The organism is Streptomyces montanus (genome assembly GCF_005786655.1).
GTDB lineage: Bacteria > Actinomycetota > Actinomycetes > Streptomycetales > Streptomycetaceae > Streptomyces > Streptomyces sporangiiformans.
In genome coordinates, this window is the sequence record NZ_VBZC01000040.1 from 1 (window position 1) to 15,433 (window position 15,433).

Below are 15,433 nucleotides of genomic sequence, written 5' to 3' on the forward strand. Positions count from 1 at the left end.
ACCTCGCCCGGGCCGGGCGGCTCGGGCGCGAGCGCCAGGCCGTGCCGCGCGCCCGCCACCGACGTGAACGCCACGGCGTTCGCGGCCGCCGCGTGCACCGACTCGGCGAGATTGGCGAGGAACGACTCGACGGTGCCGGAGGTGTCGGCGACCTGTTCGGCGAGCAGTTCCAGACGGACGATCTCGTGGGCGTCGGCGGCCCCGGCCGAGGCCATCTCCCCTGGACCGGTCAGGTCACCCGGCAAGCCGGTGTCGACCAGAAACGTCGTGATCCCGCTGCCCCGCAGCAGCCTGCGGCCCGCCTCCAGTACGCCGAGTTCGCGGCGTCGGGCGAGATAGTGGGCCGGCGGACAGTGCGGCTCCAAGTCGAGGAGCGGGGGGCACCAGCGGCGTACGGCGAACCCGGCCTGGGTGTCGAAGAAGGTGGTGCCCGCGGCGGGCGGGCCCTCGCCCCGCGCGAGGTGGGCCTCGAAAGTACCGAGGCCCAGCTCTGTCCGCAGCACGCCATGGCAGTACTGGTCCACCAGGGACGGTGTTTCGATCATCCGGGCTCCCCCGCGAGTGGACCATGTGTCTTCAGGTCCTAACGGGTGAGCCGGGCATCAGGTTGCTTTCTCCGTGCACGGCGGCCAAGCGTTCCTTTTCGCCCCCGCCGCCCCAGACCCCGCTCCTCAAACGCCGGACGGGCTGATCTTCAGCCCGTCCGGCGTTTGAGGACGAGGCCGTTCAGGCCGATACGGGGGTCTGGGGGCGGAGCCTCCAGGGATGGGACGGGTAGGGGCGGCGGGGGCGGAACCAGACCGCGGTAACCCCGTCAGCCGTTGCTCGGGCCGCCGAGTTGGATCCCCGCCATGCGGGTCCACTCGTACGGGCCGGTCTTCACCTTGGCCGCGAAGTCCCCGTCGAAGGACTCGTGCTCGGTGATCCCGGACTTCTGCACCGCCTGCTCGGCGATCGCGTAGGTCGGGGCCACGAGGTCGCCCCATCCGCCGTCCTCACCGACGAGGACGATCCGGGCGCCCTTCTGCCCCAGGTACGCGATCTGGCCCTCGGCCCCGCCGTGTGCCTGGGCGAAGGAGGAGATCTGCTTGGCGAGCCGCGCCACGTGACGCTCCGCCTTGGCGGCCTGCTTGCGGTCCGCCGCCTCGTCGACCTGCTGGGTGTCTGCCATGGTCAAGATGCTACCGACGGGTAGAACGAACGGCGACGGGTGGGGTGCGTGGCATCGGCCACGCACCCCACCCGTCGTGGGTACTGCCGGCTATCGGAGGAAGGGATCCACCGCCACCGCCACGAACAGCAGCGAGACGTACGTGATGGACCAGTGGAACAGCCGCATCTCCTTGAGCTTCGCGCCCACGGCCCCGTCCTTCGCGCGGGCCTGCAGCGCGTGCGCCTCCCAGAGCCAGAATCCGCCGGTCACCAGGGCGACGGCCGTGTAGAACCAGCCGGTGTAGCCGAGCGGCGTCAGCAGCAGGGAGACGGCGACCATCGCCCAGCTGTAGAGGACGATCTGCCGTGCGACGACCTTGTTGGAGGCGATGACCGGCAGCATGGGCACGCCCACGCGCGCGTAGTCGTCCTTCACCTTCATCGACAGCGGCCAGTAGTGCGGCGGCGTCCAGAAGAACATGACGAGGAAAAGGATGACCGGGGCCCACGACAGGGAGTTCGTGACGGAGGACCAGCCGATGAGGACGGGCAGACAGCCGGCGATGCCACCCCAGACGATGTTCTGCGACGTACGCCGCTTGAGGATCATCGTGTAGACGACGACGTAGAAAAGCAGCGCTCCCAGCGACAGCCAGGCGGACAGCCAGTTGACGGTCAGGCCGAACAGCAGTGTCGAGACCACGGCCAGCGTGATGCCGAAGGCGAGGCACTCACGGGGGGTGACCATGCCGGTGACCAGTGGACGCTGCGCGGTGCGCGACATGAGCGCGTCGATGTCACGGTCGATGTACATGTTCAGCGCGTTGGCGCCGCCCGCGGAGAGGTAGCCGCCGACACAGGTGAGGAGCACCAGCTTCAGGTCGGGCACGCCCTGCTGCGCCAGGAACATCACCGGAACAGTGGTGATCAGCAGCAGTTCGATGATCCGTGGCTTGGTCAGAGCGACGAATGCCTTGACCCGGGCCCCGAACGGCCGGTGCTTCGTGCTCTGACTCGTCTCGAGCACACCCGCTGGACGGGATTCAACGGCCGTCACGTACACCCCTACAGAGACATCCCAGCGAGCCCCGACTGTGAACTCTCGGTAAAGGCCCGCGCGTACCACGCCACTGTAGACGTTGCCCAGAGCACGCTCTTCGCGGGGGTCGGGTCGTGTTGGACGGCCCCCCACGAGGCGCTTTTCGCCGCTTGATCGACTACTCAATCCCGTACTTGATCAAGTACTCGATTGAGCACCCGGTTGCGCGGCTGCGTATTCACCGGCATTCACCGGCCGAATGCGGAACGTGCCGGTCAGGAGGCGGAACGTGCCGGTAGGGAGGCGAGGCTTTGACAGTCCCGGCAGTCTGGAATGACTCGAAAAAATGCGCGTTCCTACAAGGGTAGGCTCGACAAAGGCCGGTGGGCCCGATTGCGCACCGGCATTCGACATGTGGCACATGCGGAGAGGAGCCCTGACCCAGGGTGAGCACCAAGCCGACCATGACAGACCTCGAGTGGACCGAGTTGGACCAGAGGGCCGTGGACACGGCCCGTGTCCTGGCCGCCGATGCCGTACAGAAGGTCGGCAACGGCCATCCGGGTACGGCGATGAGCCTGGCTCCCGCCGCGTACACCCTCTTCCAGAAGGTGATGCGGCACGACCCGGCGGACGCCGACTGGACGGGCCGTGACCGGTTCGTACTGTCCGCGGGCCATTCGTCTTTGACTTTGTACATCCAGCTGTACCTGGCCGGCTTCGGCCTGGAGCTGGACGATCTGAAGGCGTTTCGGACGTGGGGGTCGAAGACGCCGGGCCACCCGGAGTACGGGCACACGGTGGGTGTGGAGACGACGACCGGCCCGCTGGGTCAGGGCGTGGCCAACGCGGTGGGCATGGCGATGGCCGCCCGTTATGAGCGTGGCCTGTTCGACCCGGACGCTGCGGCCGGCGAGTCTCCCTTCGATCACTTCATCTACGCGATCGCCGGTGACGGGTGTCTGCAGGAGGGCATCTCCGCGGAGGCGTCCTCGCTGGCCGGTCACCAGAAGCTCGGCAACCTGATCCTGCTGTGGGACGACAACCACATCTCCATCGAGGGCGACACGGAGACGGCCGTCTCCGAGGACACCGCTCTGCGATACGAGGCGTACGGCTGGCATGTGCAGCGGGTGGAGCCGAAGGAGGACGGCGACCTCGACCCGGCAGCGCTGTTCGAGGCGATCCAGGCCGCGAAGCGGGTGACGGACCGGCCGTCGTTCATCGCGATGCGCTCGATCATCGCCTGGCCGGCGCCGAACGCACAGAACACCGAGGCCGCGCACGGTTCGGCGCTGGGTGCCGAGGAGGTCGCGGCCACCAAGCGCGTGCTGGGCTTCGATCCGGAGCAGTCCTTCGAGGTGTCGGACGAGGTGATCGCGCACACCCGTGACGCGGTGGATCGTGGTGGTCAGGCGCGGGCGGAGTGGGAGAAGGCGTTCGCCGCCTGGCGCACCGCCAACCCGGCGCGGGCCGCCGAGTTCGACCGCGTCAACGCGGGCGAGCTGCCCGAGGGCTGGCAGACGCACCTGCCCGCCTTCGAGCCGGGCAAGGCAGTGGCCACGCGTGCCGCGTCCGGGAAGGTGCTGCAGGCGCTGGGCGGCGTGATCCCCGAGCTGTGGGGCGGCTCCGCCGACCTCGCGGGTTCCAACAACACCACCATCGACAAGACGAGTTCGTTCCTGCCGGCGGACAACCCGCTGCCGGAGGCGGATCCTTACGGCCGCACCATCCACTTCGGTATCCGTGAGCACGCCATGGCCGCGGAGATGAACGGCATCGCGCTGCACGGCAACACCCGTATCTACGGCGGCACCTTCCTGGTGTTCTCGGACTACATGCGCAACGCGGTACGCCTGTCGGCGCTGATGCATCTGCCGGTGACGTATGTGTGGACGCACGACTCCATCGGTCTGGGCGAGGACGGGCCCACGCACCAGCCCGTCGAGCACCTGGCCTCGCTGCGCGCGATCCCGGGTCTGAACCTCGTCCGTCCGGCCGACGCGAACGAGACCGCGATCGCCTGGCGCGAGATCCTGGGGCGTTACACGAAGGTGTTCGGCAAGGGTGCCCCGCACGGCCTGGCTCTGACCCGGCAGGGTGTGCCGACGTACGAGCCCAACGAGGATGCGGCGCGCGGTGGTTACGTGCTGTTCGAGGCCGAGGGCGGCGAGCCGCAGGTGATCCTGATCGGTACGGGCTCCGAGGTGCATGTGGCGGTCGAGGCGCGCGAGCAGCTGCAGGCCGCCGGGGTGCCCACGCGGGTGGTGTCCATGCCGTGTGTGGAGTGGTTCGAGGAGCAGGACCAGGCGTACCGGGACGAGGTGCTGCCGCCGTCCGTGAGGGCGCGGGTCGCCGTCGAGGCGGGGATCGGTCTGACCTGGCACCGGTGGGTCGGGGATGCCGGGCGCATCGTTTCCCTGGAGCACTTCGGTGCTTCCGCCGACGGCAAGGTCCTCTTCCAGGAGTTCGGCTTCACTGCCGAGAACGTCGCATCCGCCGCCCGGGAATCGATCGCCGCAGCCCAGCGCTGACGCTGATACACGACACGTAGGAGATGTAATTCCATGACAGACGCACTCAAGCGCCTCTCCGAAGAAGGCGTCGCGATCTGGCTGGACGACCTGTCGCGCAAGCGGATCACGTCCGGCAACCTCGCCGAGCTGATCGACGAGCAGCACGTCGTGGGCGTCACCACCAACCCGTCGATCTTCCAGAAGGCGATCAGCGCCGGCGACGGTTACGAGCAGCAGCTCGCCGACCTCGCGGTGCGCAAGGTCACCGTGGAAGAGGCCGTCCGCATGATCACCACGGCCGACGTCCGCGACGCCGCCGACATCCTGCGCCCGGTCTTCGACGCGACCGGGGGCCAGGACGGCCGGGTCTCGATCGAGGTCGACCCGCGCCTGGCGCACAACACCGACGCGACCATCGCCGAGGCCAAGCAGCTGGCGTGGCTGGTGGACCGTCCGAACACCCTCATCAAGATCCCGGCGACCAGGGCGGGCCTGCCCGCGATCACCGAGGTCATCTCCAAGGGCATCAGCGTGAACGTCACGCTGATCTTCTCGCTGGAGCGCTACCGCGAGGTCATGGACGCCTACCTGGCCGGCCTGGAGAAGGCCAAGGCCGCCGGACTCGACCTGTCGAAGATCCACTCGGTGGCGTCGTTCTTCGTGTCCCGCGTGGACACCGAGATCGACAAGCGCCTGGCCAAGCTGGGCACCGACGAGGCGCTCGCGCTCAAGGGCAGGGCCGCGCTGGCCAACGCCCGGCTCGCCTTCGAGGCGTACGAGGAGGTGTTCAGCGGTGAGCGCTGGGCAGCCCTCGACAATGCGCAGGCGAACAAGCAGCGCCCGCTGTGGGCCTCGACCGGCGTCAAGGACCCGGCGTACAAGGACACCCTGTACGTCGACGAGCTGGTCGCGCCGAACACGGTGAACACCATGCCGGAGGCCACCCTGGAGGCCACCGAGGACCACGGCCAGATCACGGGCAACACCATCGCCGGTACGTACGAGAAGGCCCGGGCCGACCTCGACGCGGTCGAGCAGCTCGGGATCGCCTACGACGACGTGGTGCAGCTCCTGGAGGACGAGGGCGTCGAGAAGTTCGAGGCGTCCTGGAACGACCTGCTCAAGTCGACCGAGGCGGAGCTCAAGCGCCTCGCCCCCTCGGAGGGCTGAAATCTTGTCAAGCAGCAATCCGCTGCGTGACCCGGCGGACCGACGGCTCCCGCGTATCGCGGGGCCGTCGGGCCTCGTCATCTTCGGGGTCACGGGCGATTTGTCCCGTAAAAAGCTGATGCCTGCTGTTTACGACCTCGCCAACCGTGGTCTGCTGCCGCCGGGCTTCTCGCTCATCGGCTTCGCCCGCCGCGAGTGGGCCCACGAGGACTTCGCGCAGGAGGTCCACGACGCCGTCAAGGAGCACGCCCGGACACCCTTCCGCGAGGAGGTCTGGCAGCAGCTCATCCAGGGGATGCGCTTCGTCCAGGGCACGTTCGACGACGACGACGCGTTCGAGCGGCTGCGCGACACGATCGGCGAGCTGGACAAGGCGCAGGGGACGGGCGGCAACTTCGCCTTCTACCTCTCTGTGCCGCCGTCCGCCTTCCCCGTGGTCATCCAGCAGCTGAAGAAGCACGGCCTGGCCGACCAGACGGGCGGTTCCTGGCGGCGCGCGGTCATCGAGAAGCCCTTCGGTCACGACCTGAAGTCGGCCGAGGAGCTCAACGCGATCGTCCACGAGGTCTTCGCCCCGGACCAGGTCTTCCGTATCGACCACTACCTGGGCAAGGAGACGGTCCAGAACATCCTGGCGCTGCGCTTCGCCAACCAGATGTTCGAGCCGATCTGGAACCGGTCCTTCGTGGACCATGTGCAGATCACGATGGCCGAGGACATCGGCATCGGCGGCCGTGCCGGGTACTACGACGGCATCGGCGCGGCCCGTGACGTCATCCAGAACCACCTGCTCCAGCTGATGGCCCTCACGGCCATGGAGGAGCCCGCCTCCTTCGACGCGGACGCGCTCGCCGCCGAGAAGACCAAGGTCCTCGGCGCCGTGAAGCTGCCCAGGGATCTCGGCACGTCCACGGTCCGCGGGCAGTACGCGGCCGGCTGGCAGGGCGGCGAGAAGGCTGTCGGATACCTCGAGGAAGAGGGCATCGACCGCAACTCGAACACCGACACCTACGCGGCGATCAAGCTGGAGGTGGACAACCGCCGCTGGGCCGGGGTCCCCTTCTACCTCCGTACGGGCAAGCGTCTGGGCCGTCGCGTCACCGAGATCGCCGTCGTCTTCCAGCGCGCCCCGCACTCCCCCTTCGACCACACGGCGACGGAGGAACTGGGCCAGAACGCGATCGTCATCCGCGTCCAGCCCGACGAGGGCATCACGGTCCGCTTCGGCTCCAAGGTGCCCGGCACCTCGATGGAGATCCGGGACGTCTCGATGGACTTCGCTTACGGCGAGTCCTTCACCGAGTCCAGCCCGGAGGCGTACGAGCGGCTGATCCTCGACGTCCTGCTCGGCGACTCGAACCTCTTCCCGCGCACCGAGGAGGTCGAGCTGTCCTGGCAGATCCTCGACCCGATCGAGGAGTACTGGGACAAGCACGGCAAGCCCGCGCAGTACCCGTCCGGAACGTGGGGGCCCGTCGAGGCCGACGAAATGCTCGATCGAGACGGACGGAGCTGGCGTCGCCCATGAAGATAGACCTCACGGACACTACTGCCAGCAAGATCAACAAGGCGCTCGTCCAGGGCCGCCGGGCCATCGGCACACCCGCCGTCGGCATGGTCCTCACCCTCGTCATAGTCACCGACGAGGAGAACGCCTACGACGCTCTGAAGGCCGCCAGCGAGGCATCCCGCGAGCACCCTTCGCGCACCCTCGTGGTCATCAGGCGCGTCTCCCGCTCCCCCCGCGACCGCACGAAGTCGCGCCTGGACGCCGAGGTACGGGTCGGCGCGGACGCCGGCACCGGCGAGACGGTCGTGCTGCGCCTGTACGGCGAGGTCGTGGACCACGCCCAGTCCGTCGTGCTCCCCCTGCTCCTGCCGGACGCCCCGGTCGTGGTCTGGTGGCCGATGGGCGCCCCGCGCGACCCGGCCAAGGACCCGCTGGGGGCCCTGGGCCAGCGCAGGGTAACCGACAGCTACTCCGCGGAGAAGCCCGCCGACGAACTGCGTGCCCGCGCCGAGAGCTACGAGCCGGGCGACACCGACCTCGCGTGGGCCCGGATCACCCCGTGGCGCTCCATGCTGGCCGCCGCCCTCGACCAGGTGGACTGCGAGGTCATCTCCGCGGAGGTGAAGGGCGAGGAGTTCAACCCGAGCGTCGAACTGCTGGCCATGTGGCTCGCCGACCGGCTGCATGTGCACGTCCGGCGCGGGATCTCCCCCGGACCCGGGCTGACCGAAGTACGGATGGAGACGACCTGTGGTCCCATCTCGCTGCACCGGCCGGACGGAGCGATGGCCACGCTGACGCTGCAGGGCCAGCCGGACCGCGCGGTGGCGCTCAAGCGCCGCGAGACGTCCGAGCTGATCGCGGAGGAGCTGCGACGGCTCGATCCGGACGACACGTACGCGTCGGCGCTGCGGTTCGGGGTGGACCGGCTGGGAGGGAGTAGGGCGTCCGCGCCGAAGACCTCGGCTCCCGCATGGGCCGAGGAGTCCGCGGAGTCCGCCCCGCTGCCGCCGCTGTCGGACTCGGCTTCCGAGGGCCCTGCGTCGGACTCCGCTTCCCCGCCCCGGGCGTCGGACTCGGATTCCACGGGCCCGTCGTCGGACCCGGATTCCCCGCGCCCGTCGTCGGACCCGGATTCCCTGCGCCCGGCGTCGGACTCGGCCTCTCCTGGGCGGGCGTCGTCCGCGCCGGCCCTGCCGCCCGCCCCCTCACCGTCGGGCGGCAGCGACGCCGGCCGGCCGTCCCCCACGCAGATGCCACCGGTCAGGAAGGCAGGCACGCAGTGAGCCCTCCGCAGCTGGTCGTCCACCGGGACAAGGAGCTGATGGCCCAGGCCGCCGCGGCCCGGCTGATCACGAAGGTCGTGGACGCGCAGGCCTCGCGCGGCTACGCCTCGGTCGTCCTGACCGGTGGCCGCAACGGCAACGGCCTGCTGACGGCGCTCGCGGCCGCGCCCGCCCGGGACGCCATCGACTGGGGCCGTCTCGACCTGTGGTGGGGCGACGAGCGGTTCGTGCCCGAGGGCGACCCCGAGCGGAATGTCACGCAGGCCCGCGAGGCGCTTCTCGACTCGGTGCCACTGGACCCGAAGCGCGTGCATCCCATGCCCGCGGCGGACGGCCCGTACGGCAAGGACGCGGACGCCGCGGCGGAGGCGTACGCGGTCGAACTCGCCAAGGCCGCCGGGCCGGAGAACCACGCCCCGGTCCCCTCCTTCGACGTGCTGATGCTCGGCGTCGGCCCGGACACACATGTGGCGTCGCTCTTCCCCGAGCTGCCCGCGGTCCGGGAGACGGAGCGCACGGTGGTGGGCGTGCACGGCGCGCCCAAGCCCCCGCCGACCCGTATCACGCTGACGCTGCCCGCGATCCGGGCCGCCCGCGAGGTGTGGCTGCTGGCCGCGGGCGAGGACAAGGCGAATGCCGCGGCCATCGCCCTGTCGGGCGCGGGCGAGGTGCAGGCTCCGGCCGCCGGCGCGTACGGCCGGTCCCGGACGCTGTGGCTCCTGGATGCCGCGGCGGCTTCGCGGCTACCGCGGTCGCTGTATCCGCCGGCTTCGCCGTGACCGCATTCGCATAACGCCCCGTCAGAACCCGTACGGCCCTTGGCCGTACGGGTTCTGCTGGTGGTGCGGGTTCTGCGGCCACGGCATGTACGGGGCGCCGTTGCCGGGGGCGTACGGGTTGCCATTGCCCGGCGCATACGCGTTGCCGTTGCCCGGCGCGTACGGCTGGCCCGGCGGGGCGTACGGCTGGCCCGGCGGGGCGTAGGGGTTCCCCTGCGGCGGCACGAACCCCGGGTTCGGCATGTGCGCCGGCGGCTGGGGAAGCGGCGGCATCGTGGCGGGGTGGGCGCCCAGCCGTATCCCGTACCGGCGGCGCAGCCGGTTCATCTCCAGGAGGGCGATGGCCGTGACCGTCAGCGGCGCGCCCAGGATGAACACGATGCCCATGGTGAGGCTCAACCCGTGCAGGTCACCCGTGACCAGGTCGGGAATGGCCATCAGCCAGGTCGTCACCGTGGCGAGCAGCGGCGGCAGACAGCGGTGCACGGCGGCGGAGCCGAAGAAGTTCCCGGACACCCGCACCGCTCCGTAGGCCACGAAGCCGGTCAGCCAGAGCCCGACCAGCCCGGGCAGCATCAGCGTGATGCCCTGAAGCGAGGTCGTCGCCTGCCACAGGAACACCGTCACGACGACCGTGCCGATGAAGAGCAGCAGCAGCTTGAGCGAGCTGAAGAGGGGTGTCCGCAGCTGCCGGATGGTCCCGGTGCGCCGCCACACGAAGAGCATCACGCCCACGGTCAGCGGCGTGATGAACAACAGGACGGCGGACGCCGTCAGCATGTTCTCCAGCACCTCCGTGAAGTCGAACTTGCCCTCCACGAAGGTGTACACGCCGAACGCCGCGACCGCTCCGGCGATGACACGGACGCGCTTGAGCCGCTCCACGTTCTGGTCGACGGGCTCCGGTATCCACGCCGGGTGGAACACCGCTTTCGCCACGTGTTTGGGCTGCAGGAACGACCTCGCCGTCAGCGTGTCGCTCGTCCATCGCCCCCGTGAACCTGACAACTGTCGCTCCCGAGCCGATCGGCTTCATGATCGCCAGGGATTCTACGGGAAGCGGACGTCGTCGCACCGCCCACTCCCCGTAGCGACCGTCCGTCAACGGCCCCGCAGTTCCCGGTACTTGGCGACCAGTGCCCTTGTCGACTCGTCGAGCCCGGCCACCTCCGCGCCCTCGGTCAGCGCGGGTTCGACGCGCTTGGCGAGGACCTTGCCGAGCTCTACGCCCCACTGATCGAAGGAATCGATGTTCCAGATCGCGCCCTGGACGAACACCTTGTGCTCGTACAGCGCGATCAACTGCCCGAGCACCGACGGGGTCAGCTCACGCGCGAGGATCGTCGTCGTCGGATGGTTGCCCATGAACGTCTTGTGCGGCACCAGTTCCTCGGGCACGCCCTCCGCCCGTACCTCGTCCGGCGTCTTCCCGAAAGCCAGCGCCTGCGTCTGCGCGAAGAAGTTGGCCATCAACAGGTCGTGCTGGGACACCAGTCCCGGCAGCAGATCCTCGACCGGCTCGGCGAACCCGATGAAGTCGGCCGGGATCAACTTCGTGCCCTGATGGATGAGTTGGTAGTAGGCGTGCTGCCCGTTGGTGCCGGGTGTGCCCCATACGACCGGTCCGGTCTGCCAGTCCACCGGATGGCCGTCGCGGCCTGTGGACTTGCCGTTGGACTCCATGTCCAGCTGCTGCAGATACGCCGTGAACCTCGACAAGTAATGCGAGTACGGCAGCACCGCGTGCGACTGCGCGTCGAAGAAGTTGCCGTACCAGACACCCAACAGCCCCATCAGCAAAGGCGCGTTGGACTCGGCGGGCGCGGTGCGGAAGTGCTCGTCGACGATCCGGAAACCCTCCAGCATCTCGCGGAACCGGTCCGGGCCGATCGCGATCATCAGCGACAGACCGATCGCCGAGTCGAACGAGTACCGCCCGCCGACCCAGTCCCAGAACGCGAACATGTTGGCCGTGTCGATACCGAAGTCCGCGACCTTCTCCGCGTTCGTGGACAACGCCACGAAGTGCGCCGCGACGGCGTCCGGGCCGGCCTTCAGCTCGGCCAGCAGCCAGTCCCGCGCCGACGTCGCGTTCGTGATCGTCTCGATGGTGGTGAAGGTCTTCGAAGCGATGATGAACAGCGTCTCGGCCGCGTCCAGGTCCCGTACCGCCTCATGCAGATCGGCGCCGTCCACATTGGAGACGAAGCGGACCGCCAGCTCGCGGTCGGTGAACGAGCGCAGCGCCTCGTACGCCATCGCGGGGCCCAGGTCCGAGCCGCCGATGCCGATGTTGACCACGGTGCGGATCCGCCTGCCGGTGTGGCCCCTCCACTCGCCGGAGCGGACCTTCTCGGCGAAGGCGCTCATCTTGTCGAGCACGGTGTGCACCGCCGGTACGACGTTCTCGCCGTCGACCTCGACGACCGCGTCCCGCGCGGCGCGCAGCGCGGTGTGCAGCACGGCGCGGTCCTCGGTCGTGTTGATCTTCTCGCCGCGGAACATGGCGTCGCGCAACCCGAACACATCGGTCGCGGCGGCCAGCTCACGCAGCAGCCGCAGTGTCTCGTCGGTGATCAGGTGCTTGGAATAGTCGACGTGCAGATCGCCGACCTGAAGCGTGTATCCGGCGCCGCGCCCGGAGTCCGCGGCGAACAGCTCACGCAACCGCACCTCGCCGAGCTCCTCGCGGTGCTTGGCCAGAGAGGTCCACTCGGGCGTCTGGTTGAGCCGGGTACGGCCATCTGCGTTCATCTCGGACTTCAGCCTTCTTTCGTACCTGTCCTGTTGCGTACCTTGCCCCGCTGCCGGTCCCAACCTAATGGAGCAGGCTCCGGCGACGTGAGGCAGTCGTCGCACCGTCCCCCGGCACAACGGCTCGACAACAGATACGTCCGGCACGACCGCGGGTATCAGTTCCCGCCGCCCGAAAGGCCACGAAACAGGTCCGGCCAGACACCTTGGGTGCCTGGCCGGACTTCAGCTCCTAGATCTCGCCCCGCAGTTTGGCGAGCGCCTCGGCGAGGATCGCCTCGCCGTCCGCGTCGCTGCGCCGCTCCCGTACGTACGCGAGGTGCGTCTTGTAGGGCTCGGTGCGCGGTGGGTCCGGCGGGTTGTCCCGGTCCTGTCCGGCCGGAAAGCCGCAGCGCGGGCAGTCCCAGGTCTCGGGAACCTGCGCGTCGCTGGCGAAGCTCGGCTGCGTCTCGTGCCCGTTGGAGCACCAGAAGGAGACGCGCAGCCGCGGCGCGGACTCGCCACGCTCGGCCTCACCCATCGGCCCCGCCCCGACCCGGCTTCCTCGGATCGCGTTGCCACTTGCCACGGTCGTAACTCCCTGCGTGATGGTGCCGCGAAGCGAGTCGGCGTGACGCTTCGCTGCGAGCGCCTCAGTCTACGTAAGGCCCAACGCGCGTCCAGTGACTGGAGTTACACCCCACCCCGGAGACGCAAGCCCCATGATAGGCCGCACTCGAGGGCGCGTACCGGACATGGGGCTTTATGCGTGCTATGTGCTGTTGTACCGATGTCACCTGCTGATCAGTCGGTGACCCTCATCCGGTCAGTTGTTGACCTTCATCAGGATGCCGAGGGTGACAATGCACGCGAACCACAGCAGACCGACTACGACGGTGATGCGGTCGAGGTTGCGCTCGGCGACCGAGGAGCCACCGACGGACGACTGCATACCGCCGCCGAACATGTCGGAGAGGCCGCCGCCCTTCCCCTTGTGCATCAGCACCAGCAGCATCAGCAGCAGGCTGAAGACGATCAGGGCGATCGAGAACCCCATAACCACAGCTGGACCAACTTCCTCGGACTCATACGGACGACGGGGGGCCGGAGCTTCACACAAGAAGCCGCCCGGCCCCCGCAAGAGTACGACGTATCGCCGCTACCGCCTACTCGCGACCGGCTGTGCCCCTCCTGGGCACGGCCTCACTGGTCGCGGAACCGGACGATCTTGACGAACTCGTCGGCGTCGAGCGACGCGCCACCGATCAGGGCGCCGTCGACATCGGGCTGGGCCATGATCGCGGCGACGTTGCCCGCCTTCACGGAGCCGCCGTACTGGATGCGGACCTGGTCGGCCAGCTCCTGCGAGTACAGCTCGGCGAGGCGGCCGCGGATCGCGCCGCACACCTCCTGGGCGTCCTCGGGCGTGGCGACCTCGCCGGTGCCGATCGCCCAGACCGGCTCGTACGCGATCACGATGGACTCGGCCTGCTCGGCCGGGATGTCCTTGAGGGCACCGTCGACCTGCGCGAGCGTGTGGGAGACCTGGTTGCCCGCCTTGCGGATCTCCAGGCCCTCGCCGACGCACAGGATCGGGGTGAGGCCGTGCTTGTAGGCGGCCTTGACCTTGGCGTTGCAGAGCTCGTCGGTCTCGTTGTGGTACTGCCGGCGCTCGGAGTGGCCGATCACCACGTACGTGCACTTGAGCTTGGCCAGCATCGAGCCGGAGATCTCACCGGTGTAGGCGCCGGAGTCGTGCGCCGAGAGGTCCTGGGCGCCGTACTTGATCTTGAGCTTGTCGCCGTCGACCAGGGTCTGCACGGAGCGCAGGTCGGTGAAGGGCGGCAGGACGGCGACCTCGACGGCCTCGTAGTCCTTGTCGGCCAGGGCGAAGGCGAGCTTCTGGACGTGTGCGATGGCCTCGAGGTGGTTGAGGTTCATCTTCCAGTTGCCCGCCATCAGCGGCGTGCGCCCGGGCGAAATAGATGAAGCCATGTGGGTCAGTCCTCCAGTGCGGCGAGGCCGGGGAGCGTCTTGCCCTCGAGGTATTCGAGGGAGGCGCCTCCACCGGTCGAGATGTGGCCGAATGCGGTTTCGTCGAAGCCCAGGATGCGGACGGCCGCGGCGGAGTCGCCACCGCCGACGACCGTGAAGGCCGGGGAGTCGAGGAGGGCCTGGGCGACCGCCTTGGTGCCCTCGGCGTAGTCGGGGTGCTCGAAGACGCCCATCGGACCGTTCCAGAACACGGTGGCCGCGTCGGCGATCTTCGAGGCGAACAGCTTGCGGGTCTCCGGACCGATGTCGAGACCCATCTGGTCGGCCGGGATGGCGTCCGCGGCGACCGTGGTGGGGTTGGCCGGAGCCTTGGTCTTCAGGTCCGGGAACTCGGGGGCGACGAGTGCGTCGACGGGCAGGACCAGCTCGACGCCGGTCTTCTCGGCGCGCTCGATGTACTCGATGACGGCCGGGATCTGGTCCTCCTGAAGGAGGGAGCTGCCGATCTCGTACCCCTTGGCCTTGAGGAAGGTGTACGCCATGCCTCCGCCGATCAGCAGGCGGTCGGCCTTGCCGAGCAGCTGGTCGATGACGGCGAGCTTGTCGGAGACCTTGGCACCGCCGAGCACGACGACATAGGGGCGCCGCACGTCCTCGGTGAGCTTCTTCAGGACATCGACCTCGGCGGCGATGAGGTGGCCCGCGTAGTGCGGCAGGCGCGCCGGCAGGTCGTACACGGAGGCGTGCTTGCGGTGCACGGCACCGAAACCGTCGCCCACGTAGACATCGGCCAGGGCCGCGAGCCGGTCCGCGAACTCGCCGCGCTCGGCGTCGTCCTTCGACGTCTCACCGGCGTTGAAGCGCAGGTTCTCGATGACCGCTACCTGACCGGGCTCCAGGCCGTTCACGGCGTCGTGGGCGGCGGCGCCGACGGTGTCCTGGGCGAACGCGACGGGCGCGCCCAGGAGCTCGCCGAGCCGCTCGGCGGCGGGCCGCAACGAGAACGCCGGATCCGGGGCACCCTTGGGGCGGCCCAGGTGCGAGGCGACGATCACCTTGGCGCCCGCGCCCGTGAGGGCCTCGATGGTGGGCAGGACGGCGCGGATACGGCCGTCGTCGCTGATGACACCGTCGGCCAGCGGCACGTTCAGGTCGGCGCGCACGAAGACACGCTTGCCGTCCACGCCCGCGGAGAGGAGTTCGTCGATCGTCTTCATAAAGGGACTCCTGGGAGAGCTCTTTTGTCCTGGAGG

General features: G+C 69.0%; 13 protein-coding genes and 1 pseudogene. 5 read left to right on the forward strand and 9 right to left on the reverse strand.

Translation table 11 applies throughout. From position 1 onward, the window contains the following. The 3 genes and pseudogenes from FE633_RS30395 to FE633_RS30410 form a co-directional block, all read right to left on the reverse strand. Positions 1 to 545: pseudogene (locus FE633_RS30395) on the reverse strand (amidohydrolase); the annotation flags it as partial. A 269-nt stretch (positions 546 to 814) separates the two neighbouring features. Further along, the gene (locus FE633_RS30405; protein WP_138048387.1) at positions 815 to 1,171 is read right to left on the reverse strand and encodes a hypothetical protein; all 357 of its coding nucleotides are present in this window, start codon (positions 1,169 to 1,171) and stop codon (positions 815 to 817) included. A gap of 90 nt (positions 1,172 to 1,261) precedes the next feature. Continuing rightward, positions 1,262 to 2,215 carry a heme o synthase gene (locus tag FE633_RS30410; RefSeq protein WP_138048388.1) on the reverse strand — a complete coding sequence of 318 codons (954 nt, stop codon included), beginning with the start codon at positions 2,213 to 2,215 and terminating at the stop codon, positions 1,262 to 1,264. Between the two features lie 422 nt (positions 2,216 to 2,637). On the opposite strand from FE633_RS30410, the gene tkt reads away from it, so the two are divergent. From tkt to pgl, 5 genes are read left to right on the forward strand one after another with little or no spacing between them, the layout of a single operon-like run. Continuing rightward, positions 2,638 to 4,725 carry a transketolase gene (gene tkt / locus FE633_RS30415; protein WP_138048389.1) on the forward strand — a complete coding sequence of 696 codons (2,088 nt, stop codon included), beginning with the start codon at positions 2,638 to 2,640 and terminating at the stop codon, positions 4,723 to 4,725. A 33-nt stretch (positions 4,726 to 4,758) separates the two neighbouring features. Beyond that, entirely contained in the window at positions 4,759 to 5,877 is a 1,119-nt protein-coding gene (tal, locus tag FE633_RS30420) for a transaldolase (RefSeq protein WP_138048390.1), read from the forward strand. A gap of 1 nt (position 5,878) precedes the next feature. Then, positions 5,879 to 7,405, forward strand: a complete 1,527-nt coding sequence (gene zwf / locus FE633_RS30425) for a glucose-6-phosphate dehydrogenase (RefSeq protein ID WP_425473248.1) — start codon at positions 5,879 to 5,881, stop codon at positions 7,403 to 7,405. Beyond that, a complete protein-coding gene (opcA, locus tag FE633_RS30430; protein ID WP_138048392.1) occupies positions 7,402 to 8,673 on the forward strand; it encodes a glucose-6-phosphate dehydrogenase assembly protein OpcA in 1,272 nt (423 codons plus the stop codon). Before zwf ends, opcA begins: the two co-directional genes overlap by 4 nt. After that, positions 8,670 to 9,452: a 6-phosphogluconolactonase gene (gene pgl, locus FE633_RS30435; RefSeq protein WP_138048393.1), complete on the forward strand. Its 783-nt coding sequence runs from the start codon at positions 8,670 to 8,672 to the stop codon at positions 9,450 to 9,452. The genes opcA and pgl overlap by 4 nt, the downstream gene beginning before the upstream one ends. A gap of 21 nt (positions 9,453 to 9,473) precedes the next feature. Here pgl and FE633_RS30440 read toward each other — a convergent pair whose 3' ends face one another. From FE633_RS30440 to FE633_RS30465, 6 genes are all read right to left on the reverse strand, one after another. Next, positions 9,474 to 10,460, reverse strand: coding sequence for a hypothetical protein (locus FE633_RS30440; RefSeq protein ID WP_138048394.1), 987 nt, complete (start codon positions 10,458 to 10,460; stop codon positions 9,474 to 9,476). A gap of 93 nt (positions 10,461 to 10,553) precedes the next feature. Then, the gene (gene pgi, locus FE633_RS30445) at positions 10,554 to 12,206 is read right to left on the reverse strand and encodes a glucose-6-phosphate isomerase (protein WP_138048395.1); all 1,653 of its coding nucleotides are present in this window, start codon (positions 12,204 to 12,206) and stop codon (positions 10,554 to 10,556) included. A gap of 232 nt (positions 12,207 to 12,438) precedes the next feature. Next, entirely contained in the window at positions 12,439 to 12,774 is a 336-nt protein-coding gene (locus tag FE633_RS30450; RefSeq protein ID WP_119105043.1) for an RNA polymerase-binding protein RbpA, read from the reverse strand. A 237-nt stretch (positions 12,775 to 13,011) separates the two neighbouring features. Further along, complete coding sequence (gene secG / locus FE633_RS30455) at positions 13,012 to 13,242, reverse strand: preprotein translocase subunit SecG (protein ID WP_138048396.1); 231 nt, start codon at positions 13,240 to 13,242, stop codon at positions 13,012 to 13,014. Positions 13,243 to 13,388: 146 nt separating this feature from the next. Next, entirely contained in the window at positions 13,389 to 14,180 is a 792-nt protein-coding gene (gene tpiA / locus FE633_RS30460) for a triose-phosphate isomerase (RefSeq protein ID WP_138048397.1), read from the reverse strand. A gap of 5 nt (positions 14,181 to 14,185) precedes the next feature. Next, on the reverse strand, positions 14,186 to 15,397 hold the full coding sequence (locus FE633_RS30465) for a phosphoglycerate kinase (RefSeq protein WP_138048398.1): 1,212 nt from the start codon (positions 15,395 to 15,397) through the stop codon (positions 14,186 to 14,188). Positions 15,398 to 15,433 lie beyond the last annotated feature (36 nt).